A 25,460-nucleotide genomic window follows, 5' to 3' on the forward strand; every position below is an offset into this window, starting at 1 on the left:
TTGTAAATAAGCAGCTGCGCTGGGGTATTTGAATTAATCTATGTAGTGACAAATAAATAAGGAATTATTATGGCTGCAGTGGTACAACAAATCATTGAGTTTTTAAGCCAACATAGCCCGTTTGACGAGCTTAAAAAAGAGTTGCTTGAAGATATCGCGCAATCGAGCCATCTCATTTATTTGACCCAAGAAAATAGTCAAGCGCTGTTAGATGAACATTCACACTCTCTATACTTAATTCAAAATGGCCAATTCGCTATTAAAGATAGCGCAGGACCAATTAATCACCTCAGTGACGGTGATTATTTTGGCTTTCCAAGTTTATTAGATTCAGTAGACTACGGTATAAGCGTAGTTGTTGATAGCCCAGGTATTGTGCTTTGTATTCCCGCGTCTTTCTTTAATACGGCAATGAAGCAAGCAAAATTTAAAGAATTTTTTGAAGCAATAAAAGCCAACTCCCTACAAAACAAAGCGGTCACTGATACCAATTCAATGTGGTTATACAAGCCGCTGTTTGAAGTTGTACAAAATAGTCCCGTTTGTGTTGAACCAACAACAAGCGTTCAAGCTGCTGCTGAACTTATGACTGAGCATAGAGTTTCATCGGTATTGGTAATGCAAAATGGCGAACTAAAAGGTATTGTTACCGACCGTGATTTACGCAAAAGGGTCGTCGCAGCGGGGTTTAATACCGCTGAGCCAGTAGCGCTAATTATGACTATTGCTCCGGTCTTTTTAACAAAAAACAAGACTATTTTTGACGCTATTTGTAAAATGAACGAATACGGTATCAATCATTTGCCCATTATTGATGCACGCACAGGCAAGCCGTTTGGCATGATTACCAATACTGATATATCACGACAGCAACGCACCAATGTCGTATTTGTTATTAGTGATTTGTCAAAATCGACAAATATTGACGAGCTCGCCAGCCGGGCTAAGCAAGTACCACAGTACATTATGAGTAACGCCAAACGTGCTGGGGATTTTGACATTGCAGGTAAAATTCTCGCCCAAGCAACTGATATAATGACCCGAAAACTCATCTACTTTTTTCAAGAAGAGCATGGCAAAGCGCCAATGTACTTTTGTTGGTTAGTTTTTGGTTCACAAGCGCGAGAAGATCAAACCATGGGTTCTGATCAAGACAACGCCTTACTACTTGCCAATGAACCTACACCAGAGCAAGATGCGTATTTTGAAGCCTTGGCAAACTTTGTTTGTAAAGGTCTGGGTAAATGCGGCATTCGGCTATGTGAAGGCAATATAATGGCCAGCAACCCTAAATTAAGATTATCACTTGACGCTTATCAAAAAGAATCTGCGCGTTGGGCATCAAACCCGACGAGTCAAGCCATCCTAGATTTTAATATATACCTTGATGTAAGGGCGGTTGCAGGTGATTCTCGTCTCCTTGAACAACTGCACCAAACACGTAAGCCATTGTTTCAAAAATCAATATTTTTGGCTGCACTTGCGCGTAGTGCAAACGAGGTGAGTGTGCCCTTATCTATGTTCCAAAAGTTTGTTTATGCAAAAGGGCAAAGCCATAAAGAAAGTATCGATATTAAGAAGTCGGCGGTGCTTATTATCAATAATATCGTGCGCTTGTATGCACTGGCCAGTGGCGTGAGTTTGGCAAACACCGTCGCTAGACTAAACAACCTTCCAGCTAGTTCAGGACTGTCACCCAAAGATCGTCAAAACCTAAAAGATATTTGGATATTGATGAATCGTTTACGTTGGCGACATCAACTAAGCAATAATGTTGATGATAATTATGTGCGCATTAGTGACTTGTCATCAATCGAGCGCCATCAGCTAAAAGCTGCGTTTCAGGCCATCCATCGAGCGCAGCAAGCGGTTGTATTGAAATTCTCTGGAGGCATTGGCTAGTGTTTTCCTATCTTCGTTCACAAGTGGCTAGGATTTTATGGGGGCGCTACCCCATAAATGAAGCATTTCTGCATTGCTCTCACAGCGAGCTCCCTTTAATTTCAATCGACTTAGAACTCACTAGTTTGGATGCAGAGACCGCAAAAATTACCTCTATCGGTTGGGTAAAAGGCAAAATGTTTGATGTAGATTTAGCCAGCGCTCAATATGATGTAGTGCGAGCAAGAGGTGACTTAAATCAAAGTCCGGTCATCCATGGCTTATGTGCTAAAGACATTGCCCAAGGCTCTCATATTCGCGACAAGCTTGAAGAACTTCGTCAGTACGCCCATTCACACATATGGGTATTTCACAATGCTGTACTCGATATGAGAATGCTTCAGCGAGTGTCTGCATTATTGGGATACGAACCATTAACGGTGTCAACAATTGATACTATGCTGATGCAAGTCTATGTTCTGGAGAAAGCGCACGGTTTCGTACCTGGAGGTGGCGTTACCCTAGGCAATGCAAGATCTTATTATGGATTGAGTGATGCGCCAGAACACAATGCCTTAGACGATGCGCTGGCAACCTTAACCTTACTCTATGCGCAACTTCATCAACTCGATAAAAGCGCGAAAGTCAGTCTCTATGATTTGTCTCATACCCGGGCGATTAAAACCTATAAGTTGTGAAAACGAGCAGATTGGTTTATGGTAAGAAGAACACTGACGGCATGCGTGACTGTATAGTACAGCCTTATTAAACCTTCCTGAAGTATATGTTTAGCATGTTGCAGTAGCCCTTTATTTTGAAAGGAGCATGACGATGCACAATACTAAACTTTATTTAATTTTAGTTTTTTCACTTGCACTCAGTGCTTGCAACAGCACCTATCTAAGCAAAAATAAGATGCCATCTCTATTGGACTCTGAGTTTCCTACATCTACTGAAGTGAAAATAGAAAGCGCTGAAGAAATATTTGCAATTGATGAAGAGATGATTGCCTTTGTTGAAAAAAGCACCCGCGGCAACATAACTAACCAAGCTAAGATAACAGCGCTTGCCAATGCCATATTTGACCGTAACGCATTGTCTGTAGTTTATAGCGAAAGTGCAAACACCACTGCCCGAGAAACCTTTAAACTGGGTGCAGCAAATTGTTTATCGCTCACCATAATGACTTACTCAATGGCCGAGCATTTAGGTATGCGGACCGCTTTTCAAGACGTTGCTATTCCTGAGTTTTGGACGCGCCGGGAAGGTAATACACTGATTAATCGACATATCAATTTAGCAGTAAAAGAGCATATCGTAAATCGTCAACTTTTAACGAGTCCCCCAATAGTGGTTGACTTTGATCCTCAACAAGGCATGCGTCAATTTACATCTAACGAACTGAATAAATCAGAAATAGTGTCATTGTTTTACGCTAATAAGGGAGCTGATTATATTATCAATGGTAATCCGGGATTTGCGTATGCTTATTTGAAAGCAGCGGTTTTAGAGGATCCAAACAATGAAGGAGCGTGGTCAAATTTAGGCGTTTTGTTTTCGCAGCAAGGGCGTCTTGAAAAGGCCGAAGAGTTTTATGCGATGGCGCTTTTCGTCAAGCCAGACTTTGCGTCAGCCTACGAAAATCTAGCCTTCCTGTACAAGCGTCAAGGAAAGCCGAACAAGTCTACCCAGTTGTTAAAACGTTTGCACAAGCAGCGCCAAAAGAATCCATACTATCATAAGGTCTTGGGCGATATTGCAGCAGAAAGCTTAGAGTATGCAAATGCTATTGAACACTACAAACGCGCAATATTATTAAATCATAAACCTCATGAGTTTCATTTTAGTTTAGCTAAAATATATTTTGCACAAGGCGATATTGAAAATGCGCAGCGCTACCTTAAAAACGCCAAAAAACGCGCATCAACCAAGGAGCTAGGTGAGCGCTATGCGTCGAAGCTATCAACCTTAATTGCTAGTCGATAAATGCGACGCATGCCTCGTACACTATTATACTACGCCTAGCTCACGTAGGCGCTCTGTTAGGTAGGTACCAGCAGTATACTTGTCTGATAACACGACATCGGGTCTTGGATGCAAAAACAGTGGTAACGAAATACGCGCTTTGGATGTGTCAGCGCCTTCCGGGTTTACCACTCTGTGGGTGGTAGATGGAAAATAATGTCCAGAAGCTTCTTGCAACATGTCGCCTATATTTACAATTAAGTTACCAAAGTCACTAGGCACGTCTAACCAACTTCCATCCTTTGCTTTCACTTGCAAACCGGGTTCATTTGCTGCCGGCAAGATAGTAATAAGATTAATATCTTCGTGCGCAGCAGCACGGATAGCGTCAGGCTCTTCGTCACCCGCTAAAGGAGGATAATGCAAAATACGTAATAGAGTTTGGCTACTTTGTTCAATCATGCTTGATAGCGGTTCGCGGAAGTGCCGACTGACTTCGTCTGGCGACTCTTGCTCAATCCAGTTCAATAGCTCTTGTGCCAGTGTTAAGGTACTTGAATAATAAGCATCAATCTCGGATTTGAGCGCCGGCGGGCATTGTCCCCAAGGATAATAATGATAATACTCTTTGATATCTTTTTTCTTAAAGCCTTTAGCTACTTCTGACACAGATTGTGGAAAAAAGCCATCTTGTGTGCCTTTGTTGTAGACATAATTATTTTTTTCTTCAGAATTAAAAAAGCGATGCCAATTTTCATAAATACTGCTAACTTGTTGTTGCGCAATGGGGTGGTTTTTCAATACCCCAAATCCAGTTTGTCTTAACGATTCGACAAAATCTTTGGCGGCAGTAGGTGATTTAAAATCAACGGCTTGTAGTTTCATATTTGTCTCTTTTTCACTTGTTCTTTTTCAAGAAAGGCTCTTGTCATGTCATGCGTGTGCGGGCATGTGCCCATCACAGCGCAAAGTCAGGCTAGTGACAAGAAGATGCCGGCTAGCGCAGCACTCATTAGGTTAGCCAAGGTTGCGGCTAACACGGCCTTGAGGCCAAGTCGGGCGATTTCTGGCCTACGTTTAGGGGCCATCGCACCAATACCGCCCATCAAAATAGCGATAGACGATAAGTTTGCAAATCCACACAAAGCAAAAGTAATAATTGCCTGTGAGGAGACTGATAATTGTTCTTTGTAATTAATAAAATCTAAATAGGCTACGAATTCATTGACGACCACTTTTTGGCCAATGAAACTGCCCGCCAAATTCGCTTCTGCCCAAGGCACACCAATAAGCCAGGCGATGGGTTGAAACAAATATCCTAAGATAACTTGTAGTGTTAAATTCTCTGCACCAACCAAATTGCCAAAATAGCCAATCATGCCATTTAACATCGCAATGAGTGCGATGAAAGCAAGCAACATAGCACCTACGTTTACGGCCAGTTTTAGACCTGAAGAGGCACCACTGGCAGCAGCGTCAAACACATTGGCGTATTTTTGTGCCTCGCTTTCTTCTTCGCTGAGAGTTTCGTTTGGGGTAGCTAATTCAGGCTCTAGTATTTTTGCCATCATCAGACCCGCAGGGGCTGCCATGAAACTTGCTGCAATAAGGTATTTTAGTTCAATGCCTAAACTAGCATAACCTGCCATGATAGAACCCGCTACTGACGCTAATCCACCGACCATAAGAGCAAACAGTTCAGAGCGTGTCATGTTAGGAATGAATGGTTTTACGACAAGTGGTGCTTCAGTTTGGCCAACAAATATATTCGCCGAAGCTGACATAGATTCAGGACTACTGGTGCCGAGTAGTTTTTTAAGCCCACCGCCGATGATCGCAATGATTATCCTCATAAGGCCAATATGATATAAGACGGATATAAGCGAAGAGAAGAAAATAATGACTGGCAAAACTTGGAAAGCGAATATGAATCCTATGTTTTCGGCTTTCGATAGGTCACTCAAAGGACCAAACAAAAAGCTTGTACCAGCTTTACTGTAATCGATTATATTCTGTACAAAACTGGTTAAGCCATTGAGCAACTCTACACCAAAGCCCGTATATAGAACAAATCCGCCTATTAATGCTTGCAAAGCAAAAGCACCACCAACTGTGCGCCAATTGATGCTTTTTCTGGCGTTGCTTAACGCAAAGCCTACTGCAAATATAAAAATTATCCCTAAAAAACTAATCATTAAGTGTGTTTCCATTTTGTTGTTTTAACAAATAAGCACTTAACACATCTACTGCTAAGTAGTTTTCGCCACCATGAGGCACAATCAAGTCTGCAAAATTTTTGCTTGGCCGAATAAATTTGTGATACATGGGTTTAACGGTCTTTTCGTACTGTGTTGCCACCGACGCCAAAGAACGCCCGCGTTCTTGTGTATCTCTTAACATTCTGCGCATCAAACAAACATCTAACGGGGTGTCTACAAAAACCTTAAAATCGAAGTGATCAAACAATTGAATTTGGGTAAGTAGCATAATACCTTCAATAATGATGATAGGTGCCGCTTTAACTTTCTGCCCTTTTTTTAGTCGAGTATGTGTTTTGTAACAATAACTCGGGTAATCAATTGTTTTACCCGCACTTAGTGCATGGAGGTGCTGAGATAGTAAGTCATGCTCAAATGCATCGGGGTGGTCGTAATTAGTAACTACGCGCTGCTCCATCGACAAATGGTCTTGAGATTTATAATAGTGGTCTTCTTGCAATACTAAAACAGCTTGTTGATGTTTTTCGAGAGTAAGCCTCAAGTTTTGTGTGAAAAGCGATTTACCTGATCCTGAGGCCCCAGAAATAGCAAGTATGATTGGTTTTTTATTGGTTTGCATAATTTATACTAAGTCGTCTTTTGCGGCCTACGAAAGCCAGCTATTTTAAGGACAAACTAGGCATAATACAAAGTAAAAAACATTTATTACTCACTATCGCACACAAAGCGTGCAACAAAAACATTGCGCTAGGCACTTAGTGGATTAGTTTTCAAAGATTTAAGACTCTTAGTTGAAGCTGTTCGCACGCTTATACTTTCAAGCCTAGGCGATGAATCCCTTCGCTAAAACTCTGTTTGATAACAAGCCTAAAAGTTCCAGTTCATCTTCGCTTCGCCGGCCATCGACTTCGGTGATATCCATTGCAAGCTCAAGTGCCCTTGCCGGGTCGTGGTTTAAGCCATTGGCGAGTGCAAACAAAAATTCGCGGGCGCGCTGGTGATCAATCGCTATGCGTGCTTGATGGATGGCGTCATTTACGAAAGCTGAAATAGACACGCCACTATGCCAGTCCAATTGCGCGAGTATATCGTCAAATAGGTCTTGTTCGGTTAAGGTAACTTTGCCGTCTATTTGATATAAGAGTACTAATAATTTAATGAGTGCTTCATTGAAAGCTTGTTGGGCGCTTGCATCGTGCAAACTTGTTGTTGCTTTTTGCTCTTCAATATTGGGCATTTCACTTCCTTGTAACTTATTTAATGAAAGGGCATCTACTATGACTGTTTGTTGCCCGTTTTTGTTACCGTTACTGCTTGATAAATTACTATGCATTGACTCTACCTCATTAAAACTAAGCCCTATCCAAAATTATCTTATGCTCGCGCACAGTTCTTATAGACTATTTTGTGCCTAAAAGGTTCACTTTCGCGGCGTAAACCCGGGCGCTAACTGCGGGTTTTCAATACTCGCTAGTACCTCATGGTTTTTTAGCGCGAGTTGGCAACCTTGATTTAAAATACGATGTTCAAACGAGCAGTCTACTTGCCAGTGCCTAAGAATATAGGCCGCTAACGCAGCTCTGACTTGCATTAATTTTTCACCATTTTGCATGGCATAGTCCATCTCAATAGCTTGAATATTTTTAATTTCCGGATGTACCATAAGGACCAAGCTAACCATTCGGTTAAACTGTTCGTCATCTTTTGAAAATTGTCCTGATGAGGCTGCAACTTCACTGGTTGTTACCTGCGTAAAACGAGTGCATACAAAATCACGAAAAGTCCCTGATTTTTCATCAAACGCGCGTACGTGCCAACGATGTCCATTGTTGATAATGGCGTGAGGAACGATAGTACGCTTACTTTCGCCCGAACTAATCGACACATAACCCACATTGCATGCTAGTTGATTATGAATAGCGCGCATTAAGGCGGCAATAATATGGATATTAGGATGAATCAGTTGAGTGGCCTCAAAGCAATGCGCTGAAGGCTGAACCGCAGCGGTAACACCGTCACTAAAGCCCTTGCTTACAGAGTGTAGAATCGCATCAGCAGAGAATTGAAAGATGGGTTCGAAATTACTAGTTCGCCAATATTGCTTTGTAGAATGGTCTAGCTTTAAATTGGCTTGTGCGATTTCTCTATAGGCAGCAAAGTCACGAGTGCTCGCAGCTAAACCCGTCTTGAAGCGATTGATTAGGTCGCTTCGTGAAATCTTAGAAAAGAACTGTAGGTTAAAGTCGATAAAGGCAAGTCGTTCACGCTGGGCGAGAGATAGGCTTTCGACAAATTCACTGGAATGTTGATAAGCGGCGCTAAGTTGCATGTAAGGAACACCCTTTGTATTGTAGCTACAGTTACAGTTACAGTATAACCACTGTGTTTATATACAGAGTATAGAATCAAAAATATAAACTTGCAATCAAATTGATGATAGCTTTTGCGATCAACTGTCCTTCATTGTATAAACTTCACACAGACTGCTGCAAAATCATACAGAAAAGATCAACAGGCCCTAGCTAAGAATGGAAAAATAATCTTTATTAAAGCCATTTGGCTTATTTTTCTGTAGTAACATTATCCACTAAACTAAATCAATACCTAAGCTCAGATGATACCGCTTATCTTCCATCCTATTTATAGCCAATTGGATTTACCTAAACGACATCGTTTCCCTATTCAAAAATACCAAGGGATCAAAGATGCTTTGCTCGGGCAAGGGCTTAACGAGCAGGCTTTTATCCAACCAGAAGGTATTGATACTAAGCATTTAGAACGCATTCACGATGCCAACTACGTGCAGAGCTTTGTAAGCGGACGGATGTCAGATAAAGCGATTAGACGCATTGGAATGCCTTGGTCATCACAATTTGTGAAGCGCACACTGCACGCTGTTGGCGGAACAGTACTGACCTCGCAATTAGCCCTTGAACATGGGGTCGCATTAAATCTAACGGGTGGTTATCATCATGCCTTTAAAGACTTTGGTTCTGGTTTTTGTGTGTTCAACGATATCATGTTAAGTGCAACAATGGCCTTAGATAAACCAAATATTGATAAGGTATTAATATTTGATTGTGACGTTCATCAAGGTGATGGGACAGCCGCTTTAGCGCAAGGCAATGATCAGATATACACTGTTTCACTGCATTGCGAGAAAAATTTCCCGGCCAGAAAACAGCAATCCGACCTGGATTTTGGCCTGAGCAACAGGATGCGTGACGACGAATATTTGCATAATGTTGATTGTGCGCTTCACTTAGCGCTAAATAGCAGTGTTCCTGATTTTGTGATTTACGACGCTGGCGTAGATATTCATGAATCAGACGATTTGGGCTATTTGGATATTAGTACCCAAGGAGTATACCAGCGTGACAAACTTGTGTTTGATACTTGTAAGCGTTATGGCGTTCCCGTTGCAGCCGTCATTGGCGGAGGCTACCAACGAAATATTGATGATTTGGTGAAGGTTCATGTTCAACTTTATCGAGCTGCGGGCGTGATTGCTTAATTCTCTTCTTTTTTAGTTTGCTGCCTAAGCTGAGATGGCTGCACTTCAAACATCGTTTTAAATTGCTTGCTAAAATAACTATGTTCACGAAAGCCGCAGGCATCTGCGATATCTGCGATAGGTGAATCGGTTTCCATTATTAGTCTTCGTGCGTTTTCAAGTCGAACTTGATTGATGAATTGCTTGGGCGTTTTAGAAAGTTGCTTTTTGAATCGTCGTTCAAGTGCACTCACTGACAAAAAACTGATACTGGCAAGTTTTTCAATCGTAATTTCACGCCCATAATTTTCTCTAATGTACTTAACCGGTGTTTTTATTTCATTTATGTTTGAGAGCAGGGTAGAGGTTTCATCTAAATACTGGGTGAAGCCGTAGGAGCCTTTTATTTCGCCTTGTTCGTCATGAAAGGGTCTCTTTGATGTTGCAAACCAGCCATATCCGCCTCCTTTCAGCATATTGAGCTCCAAGCGATTCGTTATACTTTGGCCTTGCATCACTTTTTGATCGTCTATCATATATTGCCGCGCTAGATGTTTTGGAGAAAAAGCTAAGTCACTTTTACCCAACATTTGTTCAAGGCTTTTTACCCCTATATGCTCAATAAAGTTGACATTTGCGTGGATAAATCGGCTTTCCTTATCTTTTATCCAAAAAAGAGTATTTGGTAGCAAATCAAACATTTTTACAATTTCAGAAAGACTAATATGTGTAATAAGACTTTGTAGATCTAACTGTTCTTCTGGGGGCATGCTAATTTAGCGCCTCTATCTTGCTTCTACTCTAAAATAAAGATACGCCGAAAAAGTAATACTAGCAACTGAATTCAAATGAACGAAATTGATTGTGTCATCAGTATAATGACAGAGCAAAGCACCACGCATGTTACACAAAGCGCTGAGTCGAGCGAAGGCTTCGCAAAACTAGCTGCTGAACCCAACGATATGGTAGTGGGCTTTACAGTCTGGGCGAGTATTTGCTGCTTGCCTATACTAGTCTTGGATCCCTTTGCCCGTTGCTGTCCAGTAAATTCCACCATAGAGATGCTCCAAAAATTTAACGTCGCTATAAACACCGGGTAAATGGCCTAATGCAGTATAAAATGAACGCCCACCATCATATTCGTGATACCAAGCAAGAGGATGGAAATCGCCCATTCCTTCTGATTTTACCTTACCCCAATCAGCCTTTGCGCTATAGCTACTCTCATCAATGCTTAGCAAGTAATTGAGTGAATCCACATTGGCGGGCTTAAAGTCATAAAATTCGTCGGTCCACAATTGGCGCTGATTAAAGCCTTGCATGCCTGGGAATTTATTGTCTATTTTGTCGAGCATAGCGGTTTGAATTTTAGGATGAATTTTAAAGTAATGACCAACTAACTTGCCGTACCATTCCCAGTCATACTCGGTATCTGATGCCGCATGAACGCCCACAAAGCCTTTTCCTGATTGAATAAAGCGTTCAAATGCAGCCTGTTGCTCTTCGTTAAATACATTGCCAGTAGTATTTATAAGCACGATAGCATCAAATTTCTTTAAAAAGTTATCGTTGAAGCGGTTCGCATCTTCATGCCATTGTAAACCAAAGTCGTGGCGCTGTGATAAGGTGCGCATTGCCGTGACTGCATCATGTATAGATTCGTGATGAAAGCCATCGGTTTTGGTGAATAACAATACGTTAAATTGTTTCGCAAAAACGCTCGTGCTACCTAATAGCAACATCAGTAATATAATTAAATTACGGTGACCTTTGTTCATGTTAAAACCTTATTTTAATCATTAATTAGGGGGGTAATATACTCAATACTCTTAGGAACTTGTTGCAAAACGCGCGAGGATTCATCTTCTATAAAGAAGTATTTGATACCTTGCTTTTTAGCTTCTTTTATCACATCACTAATACCCACATCTCCTGTACCTAACACGACGTTTGTTTTATCAATATCGGCGCTTCCGTTTGTGGTATTTTCAGTTCCTTTTAAGCGGTCTTTTAAATGAAGAGAGGTAAATCTTCCAGCGTATTTTTCAAAATATCAACGGGGCTGCCACCGCCTTGTTTAATCCAAAATACGTCCATTTGGAACTGGGCTTCTTTGGTGTTTTGAATAATATAGTCAAGCAACGTTCCATCTTTATAAGGTGTTAATTCGTATCCATGAGGATGGTATTGTAAAGTAATGCCGTGTTTTGCGAGTATTTCGCCGCCTCGATTAAAGACCTCAACCGCCATTTTGGCATCGTCGATAGTAAAGCCTTTTTCGCCATCATGACCTACCCAATAAATAGTGGCATACTTAGCTCCAAAATAATGGGCTTTAAACACCGCGCCCATCGGGTTATCTCGTATTTCTTCAATACTTGTGTCTACACTTACGATTTGTACGTGATGCTCGTCTATTATCTTTTTAAACGTCCTTAAGCTATTCCCATGTAAATTGCCGCCTCCCTCTACATCGCGAATCCCCCATTTTTCAACTTGCGCAATAGCTTTGCTGGTGTCTTTAGAGAGTTGATTGCGCAAACTATATAGTTGCAGACCTATTTCGTGTTTGTTGTGCTTAACGCCTTCAGACTTATGGCCATGGGCAGCGGCATGTGTGCTTGACAGCAAAGCGATGGCAAAAGTAGCGCTTGCAATGAATAGTTTTGTTTTCATATTACTCCCTTTCATCAAGTTAAATGCGACCTTGCTGCATTTCTTTGGCGCAATAATCAACGGCTCTTGCGGTTAACGCCATAAATGTTAAAGACGGATTTACGGTAGCTGATGAGCAATAGCTACTGCCGTCAGTGACAAACAAATTATTGATATCGTGCGCCTGATTATAGCCATTTAAGACAGATTCTTTTGGATCTCGTCCCATTCTAGCGGTGCCTACTTCATGAATAGCAACACCAGGGGCAATATTGTCTACAGAGACCCAACTGTTCACGTTGGTTCCGCCAGCTTTACGAATCATTTCTTCACATGTTTGGGCGCAATCTTCCATCATATTACGTTCATTGTCAGACCAGCTCACATTGAAGTGTAATTGGGGGATGCCCCATTTATCAGTTTTAGTTGGATGCAAGCTAACTTGATTGTCAAAGCGAGGAAGCATTTCACCTTGCGCGTAAAAGCTAAAGCCCCACGGCCCCGGTTTTGTCAACTGTGCTTTAAAATCAGCACCAAAGCCTTTTTTCCAAGCCGCACCTGTCCAATCTCCTCTGCCCGAGCCACCACCTAACGCGTAACCTCTCACATAGGATTTATGATATTTGCTTGGTGTATACCTAAAGTTGGGGACGTAAATCCCAGTGGGCCGTCTGCCAGAGTAATATTCATCTTCGTAACCGGCTAGTTCACCAGAAGCACCTGCACCATAACAATGGTCCATTAAATAGTGGCCTAATACGCCAGAAGAGTTTGCTAAGCCTTTAGGAAAGCTTTTGGTTTTAGTATTCAGTAGGATCTGAGTTGAGCCTAAGGTTGATGCACATAAAAAGACCACTTTGGCACGATATTCACGTGTGCCTAAAGTGTCGTTATCAACGACATTCACGCCCTTAACTTGTTTACTGTTTTCATCATAAATTAGGCTATGTACTACGCTATTTGGCGCGATGTGCAAGTTACCCGTAGCCGCTGCGGATGGCAGCGTTGAGCTTTGGGTTGAAAAGTAGGCGCCAAATGAACATCCTTTTTGGCATTCTGAACGTGCTTGGCAGGTGATACGACCTTGTTGAATATGGTACTGCGTTGGTTTTGTCAGGTGCGCGGCTCGGCCTATAATTAAAGGCCGGTCAGGGTAATGTTCAGCTAAGGTCGCTTGAATGTCGATTTCAGGCTTGGTCATCTCAAACGGGGGCTGAAATTCGCTATTTGGTAACTGCGGTAAATCATCTTTATTGCCAGAAATACCAGCATGAACTTCGACTTTCGAATACCATTTTTCAAGATCTTTATAACGAATTGGCCAGTCATTCCCATAGCCATCTGCTTTATTTGCTTCAAAATCAAAGGGACTCATTCTATAGGCTTGGCGATGCCAAGTAATAGATTTTCCGCCCATTTGGTTACTACGTATCCAAGTAAAGTCCGATCCCTCTTCAGTGGAGTAGGGCAAGTCTTTATCGTTTCCAAAAAAGTGCTTAGTTGCCTCGCTAAAGGCATAGCATTTTGATTGCACTTTGTATTGATCTTGAATCAGTAGGTTGTCGACTTTCGTGCGATTTTGGTAAGTCCAAGGTGGCTTGTTTTCTGTCGGATAGTCTTTACGATGTTCAACTACTCGACCACGTTCTACCATGAGAGTTTTGAAACCTCTTTCACAGAATTCTTTAGCAGCCCAACCACCCGTGATGCCCGAGCCAACGATGATAACGTCGAATTCTTCTTTGGTATCGTTTATATATAATTTTTCATTCATAAGGTTTACCGCACTTAGTAATAATCTCTCGAGCCATAAGCAGGCGTGTTTTCGTCTATTTTAATCGAACCTTTGAAGCCTCCGGGCACCGCTTGATACTGCAACACTTTTGAGGCGCCCACTTCGCTGGTGAAGTAGGCAAATGCGACCAAGGCCTTCAATCGCGCAAATTCACCTTTTTTGTCTAGATTAATGAGCGGATCATTTTCGATATCGTTTAACATGCTCAGTTGCTGCTGGGCTGTTAACTCATAAAAGTGTGCTTTATTAAATTTCGCACTAAAGCCATCTATAAAATCTATGCAGCTGACGAACGACGCTTGTTCCTCTTCGGAATAACATATCTTGAGTTGTTGGTCGATAAAACCATGACAATCCAATTGGCTGGCACTTGGACTGTCAGTTGCTGGCAAAATGATATCGACGACATGTTTTAATGTCATCATTTGTGCTTGTGAGAAAAGCAATCCAGCGCGTTTCTCTGAACCTGATTTTGGAGTATAGGCCAAGGCTAGATTGATTGAAGAGGCGCCCAAAGCAATGCTTGCGGCGCTCCCTCCCATCATAAGGGAGAGTTTCTTTAAAAAGTCACGCCTTCCTATCATGTCACGACTATCATTTTGTTTTTTCATAAAAAGTCTCTTATTCTGCTTGACGAGTTTTTTTGATATAAAAATAAAGCGCAGCAAAAAGTACGATAAGCACGATTGGGAAAACCATGATATTTGTTAAGATCGCTTGGCCTGAAACCATGGTAAGTGCATCGCCTGTGACGCCTTGTTCCTGTGCATAAATTGTTGCGGCATCGGCCCATCCACCAATAATGGGATTGAAGATAGCTACTCCAGCCATCCCTGCGCCGCCAACTAATGAAAGACCCAGCGCGCCGGTTTTAGGTAAGTATTCAGCGACACATCCCAACATAGTTGGCCAAAAGTAAGTCACGCCTAAGGCAAAGCAGACCGCGGCAACATACACCATGGAACCTGACAGTTGCGTAAGTAAGAAGATCCCCAGAAAAGCAAGTACTGCTGAGCAAAACAACACCCCAACAGGGTCCAGTTTGTGTACCAATGGGCCTGCAAAATAGCGGCCTACCGCCATGATACCTGTTATTAGCGCAAGGATGACCATTGGATGTGCACCCGAGGCGGCAAGTATTTCAGTTATCCAACCTTGTGTGCCTAATTCTGTTGTCGCGGTAATTGTCATGACAATGAAGAAAAAGAAAAACAAAGGTGTAAAAAGTGCTTTTATATTGCCTGACGTCGTGTTGACTTCTTTATTGAGTTCAGGAAATTCGCAACTTACTAACATCGCTGCATACACTACCGCAGGGACCAGCATGACTGCAATTTGGTATTCCCAAGTAAGGCCTATGCTACTCATGCCGCCAGAAACTAAGGCACCAATAACTATCCCGCCTGGAAACCATACATGAAACTTGTTCAACATGGTCGTTTTATCGTTTTTGTACATTTCGGATATTAGTGGATTACAAGCCGCTTCTACGGCACCGTTACCAAAACCAACAAGAAAAGTAGAAAACAATAAACCGCCAAAGCTACCCGCGGTAATGGTTAATATAAGCCCTAATGTGTGGCATACAAAAGCAACCCACAGCAGCTTTTTCGCACCAAATGCATTGTAGGCGAACCCGCCCAATACGGTTGCTGCTGGAAAGCCCCAAAAGGCCATTGCGATAACCCAACCTAGCTGGGTCTTCGTTAAGTTAAATTGCGCACCTAGTTCAGGCACAATGCCGGCGCGGATCGCAAAGGTCATCGCTGTTACGATAAGGGCTAAACAGCTAAGGAGAAATATTCTCGAGGCATGCTTATGTGGAAGTTCGTTTGTTGTCATTATTGTGCTTCCTTATTTTAAGCCAAGTATGGCTTTATTGAGCTCATCATCTGCGCCGGCATCAGCGAAGTCGTCAAAAGCTTTATCTGTTGGTCTAATTAGATGGTCGTTAATGAAAATAGCGCCTTCTTTGGCCCCGTTTTCAGGATGCTTAATACAACATTCCCATTCCATAACCGCCCAGCCGTCAAAATCATACTGCGTTAACTTACTGAAAATGCTCTTAAAATCGATTTGCCCATCACCTAGAGAACGGAAGCGTCCTGGGCGGTCTATCCAAGCTTGGTAGCCGCCATAAACGCCGCTGCGACCAGAGGGATTAAACTCAGCGTCTTTGACATGAAAGGCTTTTATACGTTCATGATAAATATCGATAAATGCGAGATAATCGAGTTGTTGAAGCACAAAGTGGCTTGGGTCATACAGAATATTGGCCCTTGGGTGTTGATTTGTTACATCAAGAAAGCGTTCGAAGGTAACGCCATCATGTAAATCTTCACCAGGATGCAATTCATAACATACGTCGCAATCGGCCTCGTCAAACGCGTTTAGGATTGGCAACCAGCGTTTACCAAGTTCTTCGAAGCCTAATTCAACCAAACCAGCTGGTCGCTGAGGCCATGGATACATTGTTTGCCATAACAGTGCGCCTGAAAAACTGGCGTGGGATTTAAGGCCAAAGTTGGCGCTAGCTTTGGCTGCTAAATGCATTTGGTTTACAGCCCAATCGGTGCGAGCAGTTGGATTGTTGTGCACGTGTTGTGGAGCAAAGCCATCAAACTGTTTATCGTAGGCAGGATGAACAGCGACTAATTGACCCTGTAAGTGGGTGGATAGCTCCGTTAAAGTTAGTCCGTATTTTGCCATAGTGCCTTGCACTTCTTGACAGTAATCACGACTAGTGGCGGCGAGTTCTAAATCAAACAAACGCTCATCCCAAGAAGGCATTTGGATGCCTTTGAAACCTTGTTCAGATGCCCATTTGCAAATGCTGTCAAGACTGTTAAACGGAGCATCATTGCCTGCAAACTGTGCTAAAAAAATTCCTGGTCCTTTGATCTCTTTCATTTTATCTACCTGTTAAATTATATCGGTCCATATGCCGCATATGGTTGATGTCTATAGACTGAACTTGTGCCATTTGGTATCAGAAGCGCTCGCATTTACCGCATTTTCAATAAAGGCCATACCCCGTATTGCTTCTTCTATGCTCGGAATGGGCTCTAAAGTGTCAAGCTTGTTTGGGTGGGCTTTCACTTGTAGAGCAAAACGTGTGTACAAATTGGCGAAAGCTTCTAAATATCCTTCAGGGTGACCCGCTGGTGTGCGCGTGGCAAGTTGCGCTTCATTGCACATTTCACCCACTCCGGTGCGCATCATTTGTGTAGCTTGACCATTGAAGGCAAAGTAAAGTGTATTGGGCTCTTGTTGCCGCCAACGCAAACTGGCTTTTTCACCATAAATGCTAATGGCTAAGTCGTTTTCGTCGCCAACGGCGATTTGGCTCGAGGTCAAAACGCCTTTTGCACCTTGATCAAACTTCACTATCACTGTGCCGTCATCGTCAAGTTGCCGACCGTCCACTGTTGCCGTTAAATCAGCACACAAATCTGTAATTTTTTGGCCGCTGACGTATTCCATTAAGTTTGCAGCGTGAACGCCTATGTCACCCATGCAACAACTGATACCCGCTTGTTTAGGGTCAAGCCTCCAAGCCGCTTGTTTATTGTTCGTATCAGCACTTGCGGCTAACCAACCTTGGCTATACTGGGCAACGACTTTTACAACTTTGCCTAGCTCGCCTTGTGCAACCATGTGGCGTGCTTGTTTAACCAGAGGATAACCATTGTAAGTATGGGTGAGTCCATAAACTAACTTACTCTTATTGACGATGTTGGCAAGTTCTTTAGCTTGTGCCAAATCAAAAGTTGCAGGTTTGTCACATATGACATGAAAACCATGTTCTAAAGCCATCTTGCTAGCGTCGAAATGTAAAAAGTTGGGTGTGACAATAGCCACGAAATCCATGCGCTGGTCACTACTAAGCGCTTGTTCTTTTTCAAACATTTCTTTATAGCTACCGTAACAGCGGTGGTCGGGTAAAAACAAATTGCTTCCAGAACGCTTGCTCTTGTCGGGATCTGAACTAAACGCGCCACAAACGAGCTCAATCTGACCGTCTAGATTAGCGGCCATTCGATGCACATTACCAATAAATGCACCGTCTCCACCACCAATCATTCCCATTCTTAATTTTCTGTTAATCATTTAGTTTCTCACTTTGGTAGGCATTTCTTTTTTTCAGGAAAAAAGGGATAACTAGATATGTTAACGAGATTAACAAACATGTAACAAATGAAGGTAGTAAAAATTCGGTGGATACTATGATTTTTTCGGCGAGTAAGGCTTTCTTTTCTAGGCGCGAAAACATCATTTTAAGATGCTAAAGCCTTTGTTGTAGCTTGTTTTCTACCTATTTTGAATGAGTTAAAAATAAGACAAATACGTATGTTAATATATCTGTGTTATGGACTGTGGTGAATTACTCTTTTATGTGTATGCGGGTGGCAACTTAGCAATGCATTCAGCTTTGTCGCGTATTGACAGTCTAAAGCGCCAATCGAAAGTTAATATATTTATATATCAGGCCGCATCAGGTATACTCATTCGTGGACAGAAAGTCCGAAGTACTTTTACTTCTTTGGGATAAAGAGCAGCAGCTAAGATGACAATTAAAAATGTAAAAATAATAGCAACAAAAAGCACTTTAATTGCAACTGTTGCGGTAACGCTAAATGTTTTTTCGTTCAATGCTGCGTCGCAGCAATTTGAAGATGCAAGTAGTCTAGATTTTGGTGGTTTCGATTTTACGCCAACGATAGATATTGGCTTACATTACGACGATAACCTTACCAAGACTTCAGTTAATCAAATTGACAGTTGGTCACGTGTGATTTCACCTGAATTTAATCTGCAGTCGAGTTATGGTGCTAATCAGGTTAACTTCGGCTATCGTTTGCGCAATGAAGATTATTTTAGCAGTGAAAATGACAATTATACTGACCATTTTTTTATTGCCGATGTGGACCTCGAGTTAGATGCTAGAAATCGCCTTCAAATCGCCCTTCAATTTGAAGATGGTCATGATGAACGTGGTTCTAGTTTTTCAATAGGTAGCGGCCGTGATTTAAGTGAGCCAGACCAATACAAACAAAGCGAATTCGACGTTCTTTATAAATACGGAGCGTTTAACTCTGATGGAAGCATCGAGATTAATTATAACCTTCGTGATCTCGATTACGACATAGGTACTCCAAGATACCTCGCTCGAGATCGACAAATATCACGCTTAGGTGGTGTTTTCACTTATCGAATTGGTGCTACTACCGATATCACTTTTGATATTCGCCAAAGTGAAGTCGATTACAAATATGACATCAATAGTTTAAATCCACTTGACTCTACCATCAGAGAATACTTAATAGGCTTGCAGTGGGAAGCTACCGCAAAAACATCAGGCTTTGTGAAAGTAGGTTATGAGCAAAAAGATTTTGATTCTGATTTGCGCGAAGACTTTGGCGATTTCGACTGGAAAGCAGGCGTACTCTGGGAGCCAACAGAATATGCTTCTTTAGAATTAGTGACCGGCGCTGACACTGATGAAACAAATGGCGAAGGGAATTTCATTCTTGGACGCACCCATAGCTTGGAGTGGCGACATGAATGGTTAGAACGTCTGCGCTCTAAGGCGTCAATTAACGTGAATAACAACCGCTACGAGGGTAATTTGCTAAACGGTTTTAGTGTCCGTTCGGATGATAATATTTCGTTTGATGCGGCAGTGTACTATCAGTTTAGACGTTGGTTGAATTTTGAAGTGGCTTATCGATACAGTGAGCGTGATAGTAATCGGGACCTCATCGATTTTGACCGCAACCAAGTATTTATTAATGCGCTTATTACCTTATAACAAGGCAATGTGATGTAAACCCATGCAATATTTTTCATTCGTAATTTTGAAACAACTTTCTATTCGCAGCATCTTTGTTGCTGCTCTGTGGACTTTACTTTTGAGTATAAGTATTACCTTATCTACAAACGCAAATGCGCAGTTGAATGATATCGAATATACTTTAGGCTCAGGAGATATGGTGCGTATCACCGTGTTTGGACAGAGTGATTTAACCGTAGAAACCAGACTTTCAAATGTTGGCGTCATCCGCTATCCCTTCTTAGGAGATATTACTTTAGTGGGTAGAACCGTGAATCAAGTCGAACAATTAATCGATAGCGGTTTGCGTGGAGATTATTTGGTTAATCCGTCGGTATCAGTCACTGTATTGGAGTATCGTCCGTTCTTTATTGATGGCGAAGTAAAACGTCCTGGAGGTTACCCTTATCAACCGGGTTTGAGTGTAGATAAAGCAGCAGCACTAGCCGGTGGCTACACAGAGCGAGCATCAACTAAGGGGCAAATGATTGTGCGGCGCAACGTGAAAGGTGAAGAACTCACGCTCGAACTAGGTGCCAACGATATAATTATGCCCGGTGATAGTATTACCGTGCAAGCACGTTTCTTCTAAGCGAAAGGGTAGCTAGTGGCCAAATCATCTGAAAATCGCATTCACGAAAATGAAACTGTTAATATAGGTCAACTTATACACACTCTTAAGACCTATAAGTGGCGTATTCTAAGCCTTGCGATTGCGGTAACTGTGTTGGTATCGTTACTTGTTTTGTCAATGACCCCTCGTTATTCATCCAAAGCCTCATTATTGATTGAAGCAGAACAGGCTAATGTTTTGTCAATCGAAGAAATTTATGGCTTAGATTCAAGTCGTAAAGAATATTTTCAAACACAATACGAAATTTTAAGATCGCGTAAAATCGCGCAGCGTGTTGTTGATAAATTATCGCTGACAGACGAAGCATCTTTTGACCTAGATGTATTTGAGGCGAATAAAAGTGGCTTTAAACGTTTTATACAAGATACTAAAGAGCTCCTTTAAAGCGCTACTTCCTTTTTTGCCTCAAGTCAAAGAGCTTGAAAAGACCGACGAAGAACTCGAACAGGCCAAACGTAAGTTTGCAGCCACCCGCCTAATGGAAGATTTAAAGATTTCTCCTTTAGTGAATACGCAAGTTGTGTCTATCACCTTTGTGAATGAAGACCCAGCGCTTGCTGCCTTAGTCGCCAATACTGTTGCTGACGTGTATATAGAAAGTTATTTGCAAGCAAAGCTTGAGATGACGGCCAAAGCAACTTCTTGGCTTAATGAAAGTTTACAAGGCTTACGAACAAAGTTAGATAGCGCAGAAAAAGCCCTCGCTTTGTTTGATGAGCGTGAGCAGCTTGTAAATGTTGACGGGGTGGCTGGCTTAGCCTCTGATGAGTTACAAAAGCTCAACAATCAATTGATTGAAGCGCAAGTTGCCCTACAACGAAACCAAGCTATTTATGAACAAGTAAATCGTCAGAATGTCAGCTTAGCCGAACTGGCCACAGTACCAGACGTGTTAAATCATCCAACCATCCAGTCGGTCAAACGTGAGGAAGTAGTAGCGCAAAGCAAGGTATCAGAGCTACGTGAAGTATACGGTCCTAAACACCCTGTAATGATTGCCGCGATTGCAGAATTAAATTCTTTGCGTACGAGTTTACAAAAACAAATTAGTATTTTGGTGTCGGGTATTACTAATGAATATTTAACTACTCAGGCCAAAGTGAATGCCTTAAAAAATGACATTGAACAGGCCAAAGGCAATTTTAGAAAACTTAGCAGTCTTGAGAACCAGCGTCGTGCGTTACAGCGTGATGTTGATATCAACCAACAATTATACGATTCATTTTTTACCCGTTTAAAAGAGACTGATCAATTGGGTGGTTTTGAATCAGCAAATGCACGTTTGCTTGATCCTGCAATCGCCTCGGTTGTCCCTTCTGAGCCAAAAGTTACCCTGATTATTTTTGCCGTCTTTGCTTTAAGCATTGCCTTTGGGTGTTTTCTCGCCTTAAGTATTGAAGCGTTAAATAGCGGTATTCGTTCTGTTGATGATGTTGAACGCAAACTTGGTCAACGCATGCTCGGCATCGTTCCATGGCAAAAACATAAAAAACATCAAAACCTGCCGCTTCGTCACTTTTTTGAGTCTCAAAACCATTTGTTTAGTGAAGCGGTTAGGACGATACGTACCAGTTTGCAGTTGATAAATATCGATAAGCCATCGCAAACCATACTGGTCACCTCGAGTGTACCAAAAGAGGGCAAAAGTACGGTGTCGGTCAATCTTGCGTTTGCAATTGGTCAGCTCAATAAGGTCTTGTTAATTGATGCTGACTTACGCAAGCCGTCAATAGCAAAACGTTTTGACTTACCGGGATTTCAGCCTGGCTTAGTAAATGTTGTTGCGGGTACTCATGCAATTGATGAATGTATCGTTAGCGATGAAACGTCGAGTATCGATATACTTTGCGCAGGTACTTTGCCGCCAAACCCACAAGAAATCCTTGCCTCAGAAAAATTTGCACAATTGATTACGAGTTTACGCGAACGTTACGAATACATCATTATTGACACAGCGCCAACACAAGCGGTGAGCGATGCAATTGTGGTGTCTAAATTATCGGATTCGTTGGTTTATGTGGTTAAATCAGACGCAACAAACGCCAAAACTATTTACAATGGTCTTAGCCGTTTCATGCAAATTGGCCACCGAATTGACGGAATTGTGCTCAATCAAGTAGATTTGAGAAAAGCACAAAAAACAGGCGAATATTCAGGTTATTATGACCAATATGGATATCATAATACGCCTCAGGGCGATGTTAAAAAAGAAGGTGCTGCAGTATGATTGATTTACATAGCCATATTCTCGTTGGGTTAGATGACGGTGCTCGCACCGTGGAAGACGCTCTTGCGCTCGCTCAAAATTGCATAGAGACGGGAGTCACACATGTCATGTGTACACCGCATATTCACCCTGGTGTATTTGACAACAATGTGCAAACGATTCAAGCGGCTTTTGATATTACTTTAAATGCTTTTCAACAAGCTAATTTACCTCTTAAACTGGCAATGGGAAGTGAAGTCCGCATTAGTACTGAAATGTTGGCGTGGATTAAACAAGATGAGCTTCCCTTTATTGGTACTTGGCAGGGTAAATCAGCATTGTTGTTAGAACTACCACATAGTCATATTCCTCCCGGAGTTGAAAACGTGATTAAGTGGCTTTTATCTCGTGGCATTCAGCCCATCATTCCCCATCCAGAAAGAAATCGCGATATTCTTAACAACTATAGTAAAGCGCGCTGGTTGAAACAATTAGGCTGTGTTTTCCAAGCGACCGCGGGTGCTTATATTGGACGTTTTAAAAAGAATGTTGAAGAGACTGTGTGGACGATGCATGACGAAGGTCTAATCAACTATATTGCATCAGATATGCACAGCGTGAAAGGCCGTCCCAATGACATGCTCGCAGCGTATAAGCTAATCAGTGACAAAATGGGGCAACAGGAAGCTGAGTTAGTGTGTAAGGAAGTTCCGCAAACCATTACCGCAGAGATTGTTTGGCAATGAGCAAACTCGCCAATTTAGTGAAACGGGAGCGTTTGTTTGCTAGCTTCGTTTTGTTGATTGTGGTTTTGGGAATATTTAGTGCGTTTAGGTTTGGGGCCGCTAGTTTAGACTACTATTTGGTAAGAAATACCATACAAGACTGGCAAATTGACGCTCGCATTCAAACAAAAGAAGAGTTTACTCGAGCTAAAGAAGCAATTAATACCGCGAATGCTCTGCATCGTTCAAACCCCTTGTACATGGATTTGTCTGGACAAATTAACGAGTGGGGGGCGGTGTCTGGTTTTGATCATCTCGCTAGCTTAGAACGCGCAAAAATGGATTATTTGATGGCTACAAAAGCCCGGCCACTATGGCCAGTAACTTGGGCAAATTTGGCAATGGTAAAATGGCGTTTACAGGAGTTTGATGACGAAATGCTGCACTACCTAAACAAAGCCAATGAACTTGGTCCGCAAAGTGTTGAAGTACATATATTGTATGCGCGCCTTGGCATAACTCTTTACAACGCAAAACATCCTATGTTCACCGTAATTAGTGATACTGTGCGCGAGCGCATTAGATTGGGTTTACGTAATCAACAATCAAAGCCGGTCATTTTATCTTTCGTAAAGCTCACAGGTGCGATTGAAGAGGTCTGTAAGTGGATGACAATTACAGATCAATATACAGCAGACAGACATTTACCGTGTCCGTAAAGGCGTCACATTTTTATTCAGCTTAAGACTGTTAATGATCATGCTTAAGGCTAAAAATACCACGAGATAACTTGCATTAGCATAGGCTTGCAACGGAAAATCGACCAGCATATGTATACCCATTCCCATGAATACGACTAGGCAGGCAAATCCACTGCCTTTAAAAATGGAGTTTCGACGCATACGCATTGCTCGCATGGATTTGTAGATACAAAAGATACTCAGCGTAAACAATATCAATGAACCAACAATTCCATACTCTATAATAAATTGTAAATAATCATTATGTAAGTGGTCATAAAATGCGTTTACTTCTGATTGCCTGTAGCTTGGGAAAGTGGAATAGAAACTACCACCGCCTGACCCTAATAATGGAAAATCTGCGATCATTGGGTAAGCGTCATGTACGATTTCGTCTCTCGTTTCTTCAGTGAAGCTAGTTTGTGCAAGCCTTTCTTTTACTCTCTCTAAACCAAAGTATGCACTCACTATAAATAAATCGACAATAAACATGCTCACCACTAACACTGTTAAGCCTTTGCTTCGATTTTTGATGAGTACAAATGCAATTGCGCCTACCACCGCCACGCTAACAAAAAACGCGGTGTTTCCCATCCTAGAACGAGACATAACCAAGCCAATTACCATCACGGCAATACAAATACGGATAACGACCTTACTACTCAATAGTGTGTTTATCATGCCTCGCATTAATTCTTTTCTCGAGCCAGATTTAGATTTTTCGAGAGACGCAACCAACAGGCCGATGCCAGCGGCGAGACAAAGTATTAAAAAGTTAGCGAAATGGTTTTTATATACGAAACTGCCGGTGGCAACATCGCCAACATCGAGCTCAAAGACCAAGCTAGAGGACGATCCAAGTAAAATTTCAAGGGCACCATACAGTGCTTGGAAAGTGCCTGCTGCAACAATTGTCATCAGTAACATACGAATGCGTTTTTCGCTATTAACAAGGGCAATAACACAAATGAAGAGGCAGAAATAGCTGAGCAGTTTAATAAAGCTCACCATCGATTGCCCAGGGTCAACAGAAATAAAATAATCTTGGGCACCTACCTCTTGAAATAATGCAAAAGAGCTTGGTGATAAAAGACTAACAACGCTTGGTGGTAGGGGAATAATTTGAATCGCAGACACGATAATGAAGGCAAGCCAAAAATAAATTGCATTAATTGAATGGGAAATTCCCAGTTTTTCAACCTTCCAATTTTTAACGAGCACAAAAGCAGTCAGCGCAAAAATAGCTAACTCAAAGAAACTCCAAGCCCATGGTCTATTGGCACCAAGAGGAATAGGCAAGCAAAATAAAATTGC

25 protein-coding genes are annotated in these 25,460 nt (G+C 41.9%); 10 read left to right on the plus strand and 15 right to left on the minus strand.

Translation table 11 applies throughout. The features are described 5' to 3' along the window. The first annotated feature begins 69 nt into the window (after positions 1 to 69). The 3 genes from AC0L6H_RS10760 to AC0L6H_RS10770 all read left to right on the plus strand — a co-directional run bounded on the left by AC0L6H_RS10760 (position 70) and on the right by AC0L6H_RS10770 (position 3,867). The gene (locus tag AC0L6H_RS10760) at positions 70 to 1,902 is read left to right on the plus strand and encodes a DUF294 nucleotidyltransferase-like domain-containing protein (protein WP_473394288.1); all 1,833 of its coding nucleotides are present in this window, start codon (positions 70 to 72) and stop codon (positions 1,900 to 1,902) included. After that, positions 1,902 to 2,579, plus strand: a complete 678-nt coding sequence (locus tag AC0L6H_RS10765; RefSeq protein WP_473394290.1) for a 3'-5' exonuclease — start codon at positions 1,902 to 1,904, stop codon at positions 2,577 to 2,579. The genes AC0L6H_RS10760 and AC0L6H_RS10765 overlap by 1 nt, the downstream gene beginning before the upstream one ends. Before the next feature lie 133 nt (positions 2,580 to 2,712). After that, on the plus strand, positions 2,713 to 3,867 hold the full coding sequence (locus AC0L6H_RS10770) for a tetratricopeptide repeat protein (protein WP_473394291.1): 1,155 nt from the start codon (positions 2,713 to 2,715) through the stop codon (positions 3,865 to 3,867). 24 nt (positions 3,868 to 3,891) lie between these two features. On the opposite strand, the gene AC0L6H_RS10775 is transcribed toward AC0L6H_RS10770, so the two are convergent. The 5 genes from AC0L6H_RS10775 to AC0L6H_RS10795 form a co-directional block, all read right to left on the minus strand. Continuing rightward, complete coding sequence (locus tag AC0L6H_RS10775) at positions 3,892 to 4,731, minus strand: isopenicillin N synthase family dioxygenase (RefSeq protein ID WP_473394292.1); 840 nt, start codon at positions 4,729 to 4,731, stop codon at positions 3,892 to 3,894. An 86-nt stretch (positions 4,732 to 4,817) separates the two neighbouring features. After that, a complete protein-coding gene (locus AC0L6H_RS10780; RefSeq protein WP_473394294.1) occupies positions 4,818 to 6,041 on the minus strand; it encodes a NupC/NupG family nucleoside CNT transporter in 1,224 nt (407 codons plus the stop codon). Continuing rightward, positions 6,034 to 6,684: a uridine kinase gene (udk, locus tag AC0L6H_RS10785; protein ID WP_473394295.1), complete on the minus strand. Its 651-nt coding sequence runs from the start codon at positions 6,682 to 6,684 to the stop codon at positions 6,034 to 6,036. Before udk ends, AC0L6H_RS10780 begins: the two co-directional genes overlap by 8 nt. Positions 6,685 to 6,888: 204 nt before the next feature. Next, the gene (locus AC0L6H_RS10790) at positions 6,889 to 7,398 is read right to left on the minus strand and encodes a TerB family tellurite resistance protein (RefSeq protein ID WP_473394296.1); all 510 of its coding nucleotides are present in this window, start codon (positions 7,396 to 7,398) and stop codon (positions 6,889 to 6,891) included. Positions 7,399 to 7,485: 87 nt separating this feature from the next. Next, complete coding sequence (locus AC0L6H_RS10795) at positions 7,486 to 8,394, minus strand: WYL domain-containing protein (protein ID WP_473394298.1); 909 nt, start codon at positions 8,392 to 8,394, stop codon at positions 7,486 to 7,488. A gap of 285 nt (positions 8,395 to 8,679) precedes the next feature. On the opposite strand from AC0L6H_RS10795, the gene AC0L6H_RS10800 reads away from it, so the two are divergent. After that, positions 8,680 to 9,579: a histone deacetylase family protein gene (locus AC0L6H_RS10800; protein WP_473394299.1), complete on the plus strand. Its 900-nt coding sequence runs from the start codon at positions 8,680 to 8,682 to the stop codon at positions 9,577 to 9,579. On the opposite strand, the gene AC0L6H_RS10805 is transcribed toward AC0L6H_RS10800, so the two are convergent. From AC0L6H_RS10805 to AC0L6H_RS10845, 9 genes are all read right to left on the minus strand, one after another. After that, complete coding sequence (locus tag AC0L6H_RS10805; protein ID WP_473394300.1) at positions 9,576 to 10,328, minus strand: helix-turn-helix domain-containing protein; 753 nt, start codon at positions 10,326 to 10,328, stop codon at positions 9,576 to 9,578. The genes AC0L6H_RS10800 and AC0L6H_RS10805 overlap by 4 nt on opposite strands. A gap of 240 nt (positions 10,329 to 10,568) precedes the next feature. Beyond that, entirely contained in the window at positions 10,569 to 11,336 is a 768-nt protein-coding gene (locus AC0L6H_RS10810; protein WP_473394302.1) for a ThuA domain-containing protein, read from the minus strand. A gap of 14 nt (positions 11,337 to 11,350) precedes the next feature. After that, the gene (locus AC0L6H_RS10815; protein WP_473394303.1) at positions 11,351 to 11,503 is read right to left on the minus strand and encodes a hypothetical protein; all 153 of its coding nucleotides are present in this window, start codon (positions 11,501 to 11,503) and stop codon (positions 11,351 to 11,353) included. 65 nt (positions 11,504 to 11,568) lie between these two features. Further along, positions 11,569 to 12,234, minus strand: coding sequence for a sugar phosphate isomerase/epimerase family protein (locus AC0L6H_RS10820; RefSeq protein ID WP_473394304.1), 666 nt, complete (start codon positions 12,232 to 12,234; stop codon positions 11,569 to 11,571). A gap of 19 nt (positions 12,235 to 12,253) precedes the next feature. After that, positions 12,254 to 13,987 carry a GMC oxidoreductase gene (locus AC0L6H_RS10825; RefSeq protein ID WP_473394305.1) on the minus strand — a complete coding sequence of 578 codons (1,734 nt, stop codon included), beginning with the start codon at positions 13,985 to 13,987 and terminating at the stop codon, positions 12,254 to 12,256. 14 nt (positions 13,988 to 14,001) lie between these two features. Then, positions 14,002 to 14,619: a gluconate 2-dehydrogenase subunit 3 family protein gene (locus AC0L6H_RS10830; protein WP_473394306.1), complete on the minus strand. Its 618-nt coding sequence runs from the start codon at positions 14,617 to 14,619 to the stop codon at positions 14,002 to 14,004. A 10-nt stretch (positions 14,620 to 14,629) separates the two neighbouring features. Beyond that, positions 14,630 to 15,850 (minus strand): MFS transporter, encoded by a 1,221-nt coding sequence (locus AC0L6H_RS10835; protein ID WP_473394307.1) that lies wholly within the window; start codon positions 15,848 to 15,850, stop codon positions 14,630 to 14,632. A 12-nt stretch (positions 15,851 to 15,862) separates the two neighbouring features. After that, positions 15,863 to 16,918 carry a sugar phosphate isomerase/epimerase family protein gene (locus AC0L6H_RS10840; RefSeq protein ID WP_473394308.1) on the minus strand — a complete coding sequence of 352 codons (1,056 nt, stop codon included), beginning with the start codon at positions 16,916 to 16,918 and terminating at the stop codon, positions 15,863 to 15,865. Between the two features lie 51 nt (positions 16,919 to 16,969). Continuing rightward, positions 16,970 to 18,118, minus strand: a complete 1,149-nt coding sequence (locus tag AC0L6H_RS10845) for a Gfo/Idh/MocA family protein (RefSeq protein WP_473394309.1) — start codon at positions 18,116 to 18,118, stop codon at positions 16,970 to 16,972. 457 nt (positions 18,119 to 18,575) lie between these two features. Between AC0L6H_RS10845 and AC0L6H_RS10850 the strand changes: the two genes are divergently transcribed. From AC0L6H_RS10850 to AC0L6H_RS10875, 6 genes are all read left to right on the plus strand, one after another. Continuing rightward, positions 18,576 to 19,820 carry an outer membrane beta-barrel protein gene (locus tag AC0L6H_RS10850; protein WP_473394310.1) on the plus strand — a complete coding sequence of 415 codons (1,245 nt, stop codon included), beginning with the start codon at positions 18,576 to 18,578 and terminating at the stop codon, positions 19,818 to 19,820. Positions 19,821 to 19,881: 61 nt separating this feature from the next. Next, positions 19,882 to 20,433, plus strand: a complete 552-nt coding sequence (locus AC0L6H_RS10855; protein ID WP_473394513.1) for a polysaccharide biosynthesis/export family protein — start codon at positions 19,882 to 19,884, stop codon at positions 20,431 to 20,433. 15 nt (positions 20,434 to 20,448) lie between these two features. Then, complete coding sequence (locus AC0L6H_RS10860; protein WP_473394312.1) at positions 20,449 to 20,859, plus strand: Wzz/FepE/Etk N-terminal domain-containing protein; 411 nt, start codon at positions 20,449 to 20,451, stop codon at positions 20,857 to 20,859. Then, positions 20,816 to 22,702: a GumC family protein gene (locus tag AC0L6H_RS10865; RefSeq protein WP_473394313.1), complete on the plus strand. Its 1,887-nt coding sequence runs from the start codon at positions 20,816 to 20,818 to the stop codon at positions 22,700 to 22,702. Before AC0L6H_RS10860 ends, AC0L6H_RS10865 begins: the two co-directional genes overlap by 44 nt. Then, positions 22,699 to 23,427 (plus strand): tyrosine-protein phosphatase, encoded by a 729-nt coding sequence (locus AC0L6H_RS10870; RefSeq protein WP_473394314.1) that lies wholly within the window; start codon positions 22,699 to 22,701, stop codon positions 23,425 to 23,427. The genes AC0L6H_RS10865 and AC0L6H_RS10870 overlap by 4 nt, the downstream gene beginning before the upstream one ends. Then, positions 23,424 to 24,125: a VpsP family polysaccharide biosynthesis protein gene (locus AC0L6H_RS10875; RefSeq protein ID WP_473394316.1), complete on the plus strand. Its 702-nt coding sequence runs from the start codon at positions 23,424 to 23,426 to the stop codon at positions 24,123 to 24,125. Before AC0L6H_RS10870 ends, AC0L6H_RS10875 begins: the two co-directional genes overlap by 4 nt. Here the strand turns inward: AC0L6H_RS10875 and AC0L6H_RS10880 are convergent. Beyond that, positions 24,111 to 25,445: an O-antigen ligase family protein gene (locus AC0L6H_RS10880; RefSeq protein ID WP_473394317.1), complete on the minus strand. Its 1,335-nt coding sequence runs from the start codon at positions 25,443 to 25,445 to the stop codon at positions 24,111 to 24,113. The genes AC0L6H_RS10875 and AC0L6H_RS10880 overlap by 15 nt on opposite strands. Positions 25,446 to 25,460: the final 15 nt, after the last annotated feature.

It is taken from the genome of Glaciecola sp. G7-5 (assembly GCF_055808975.1).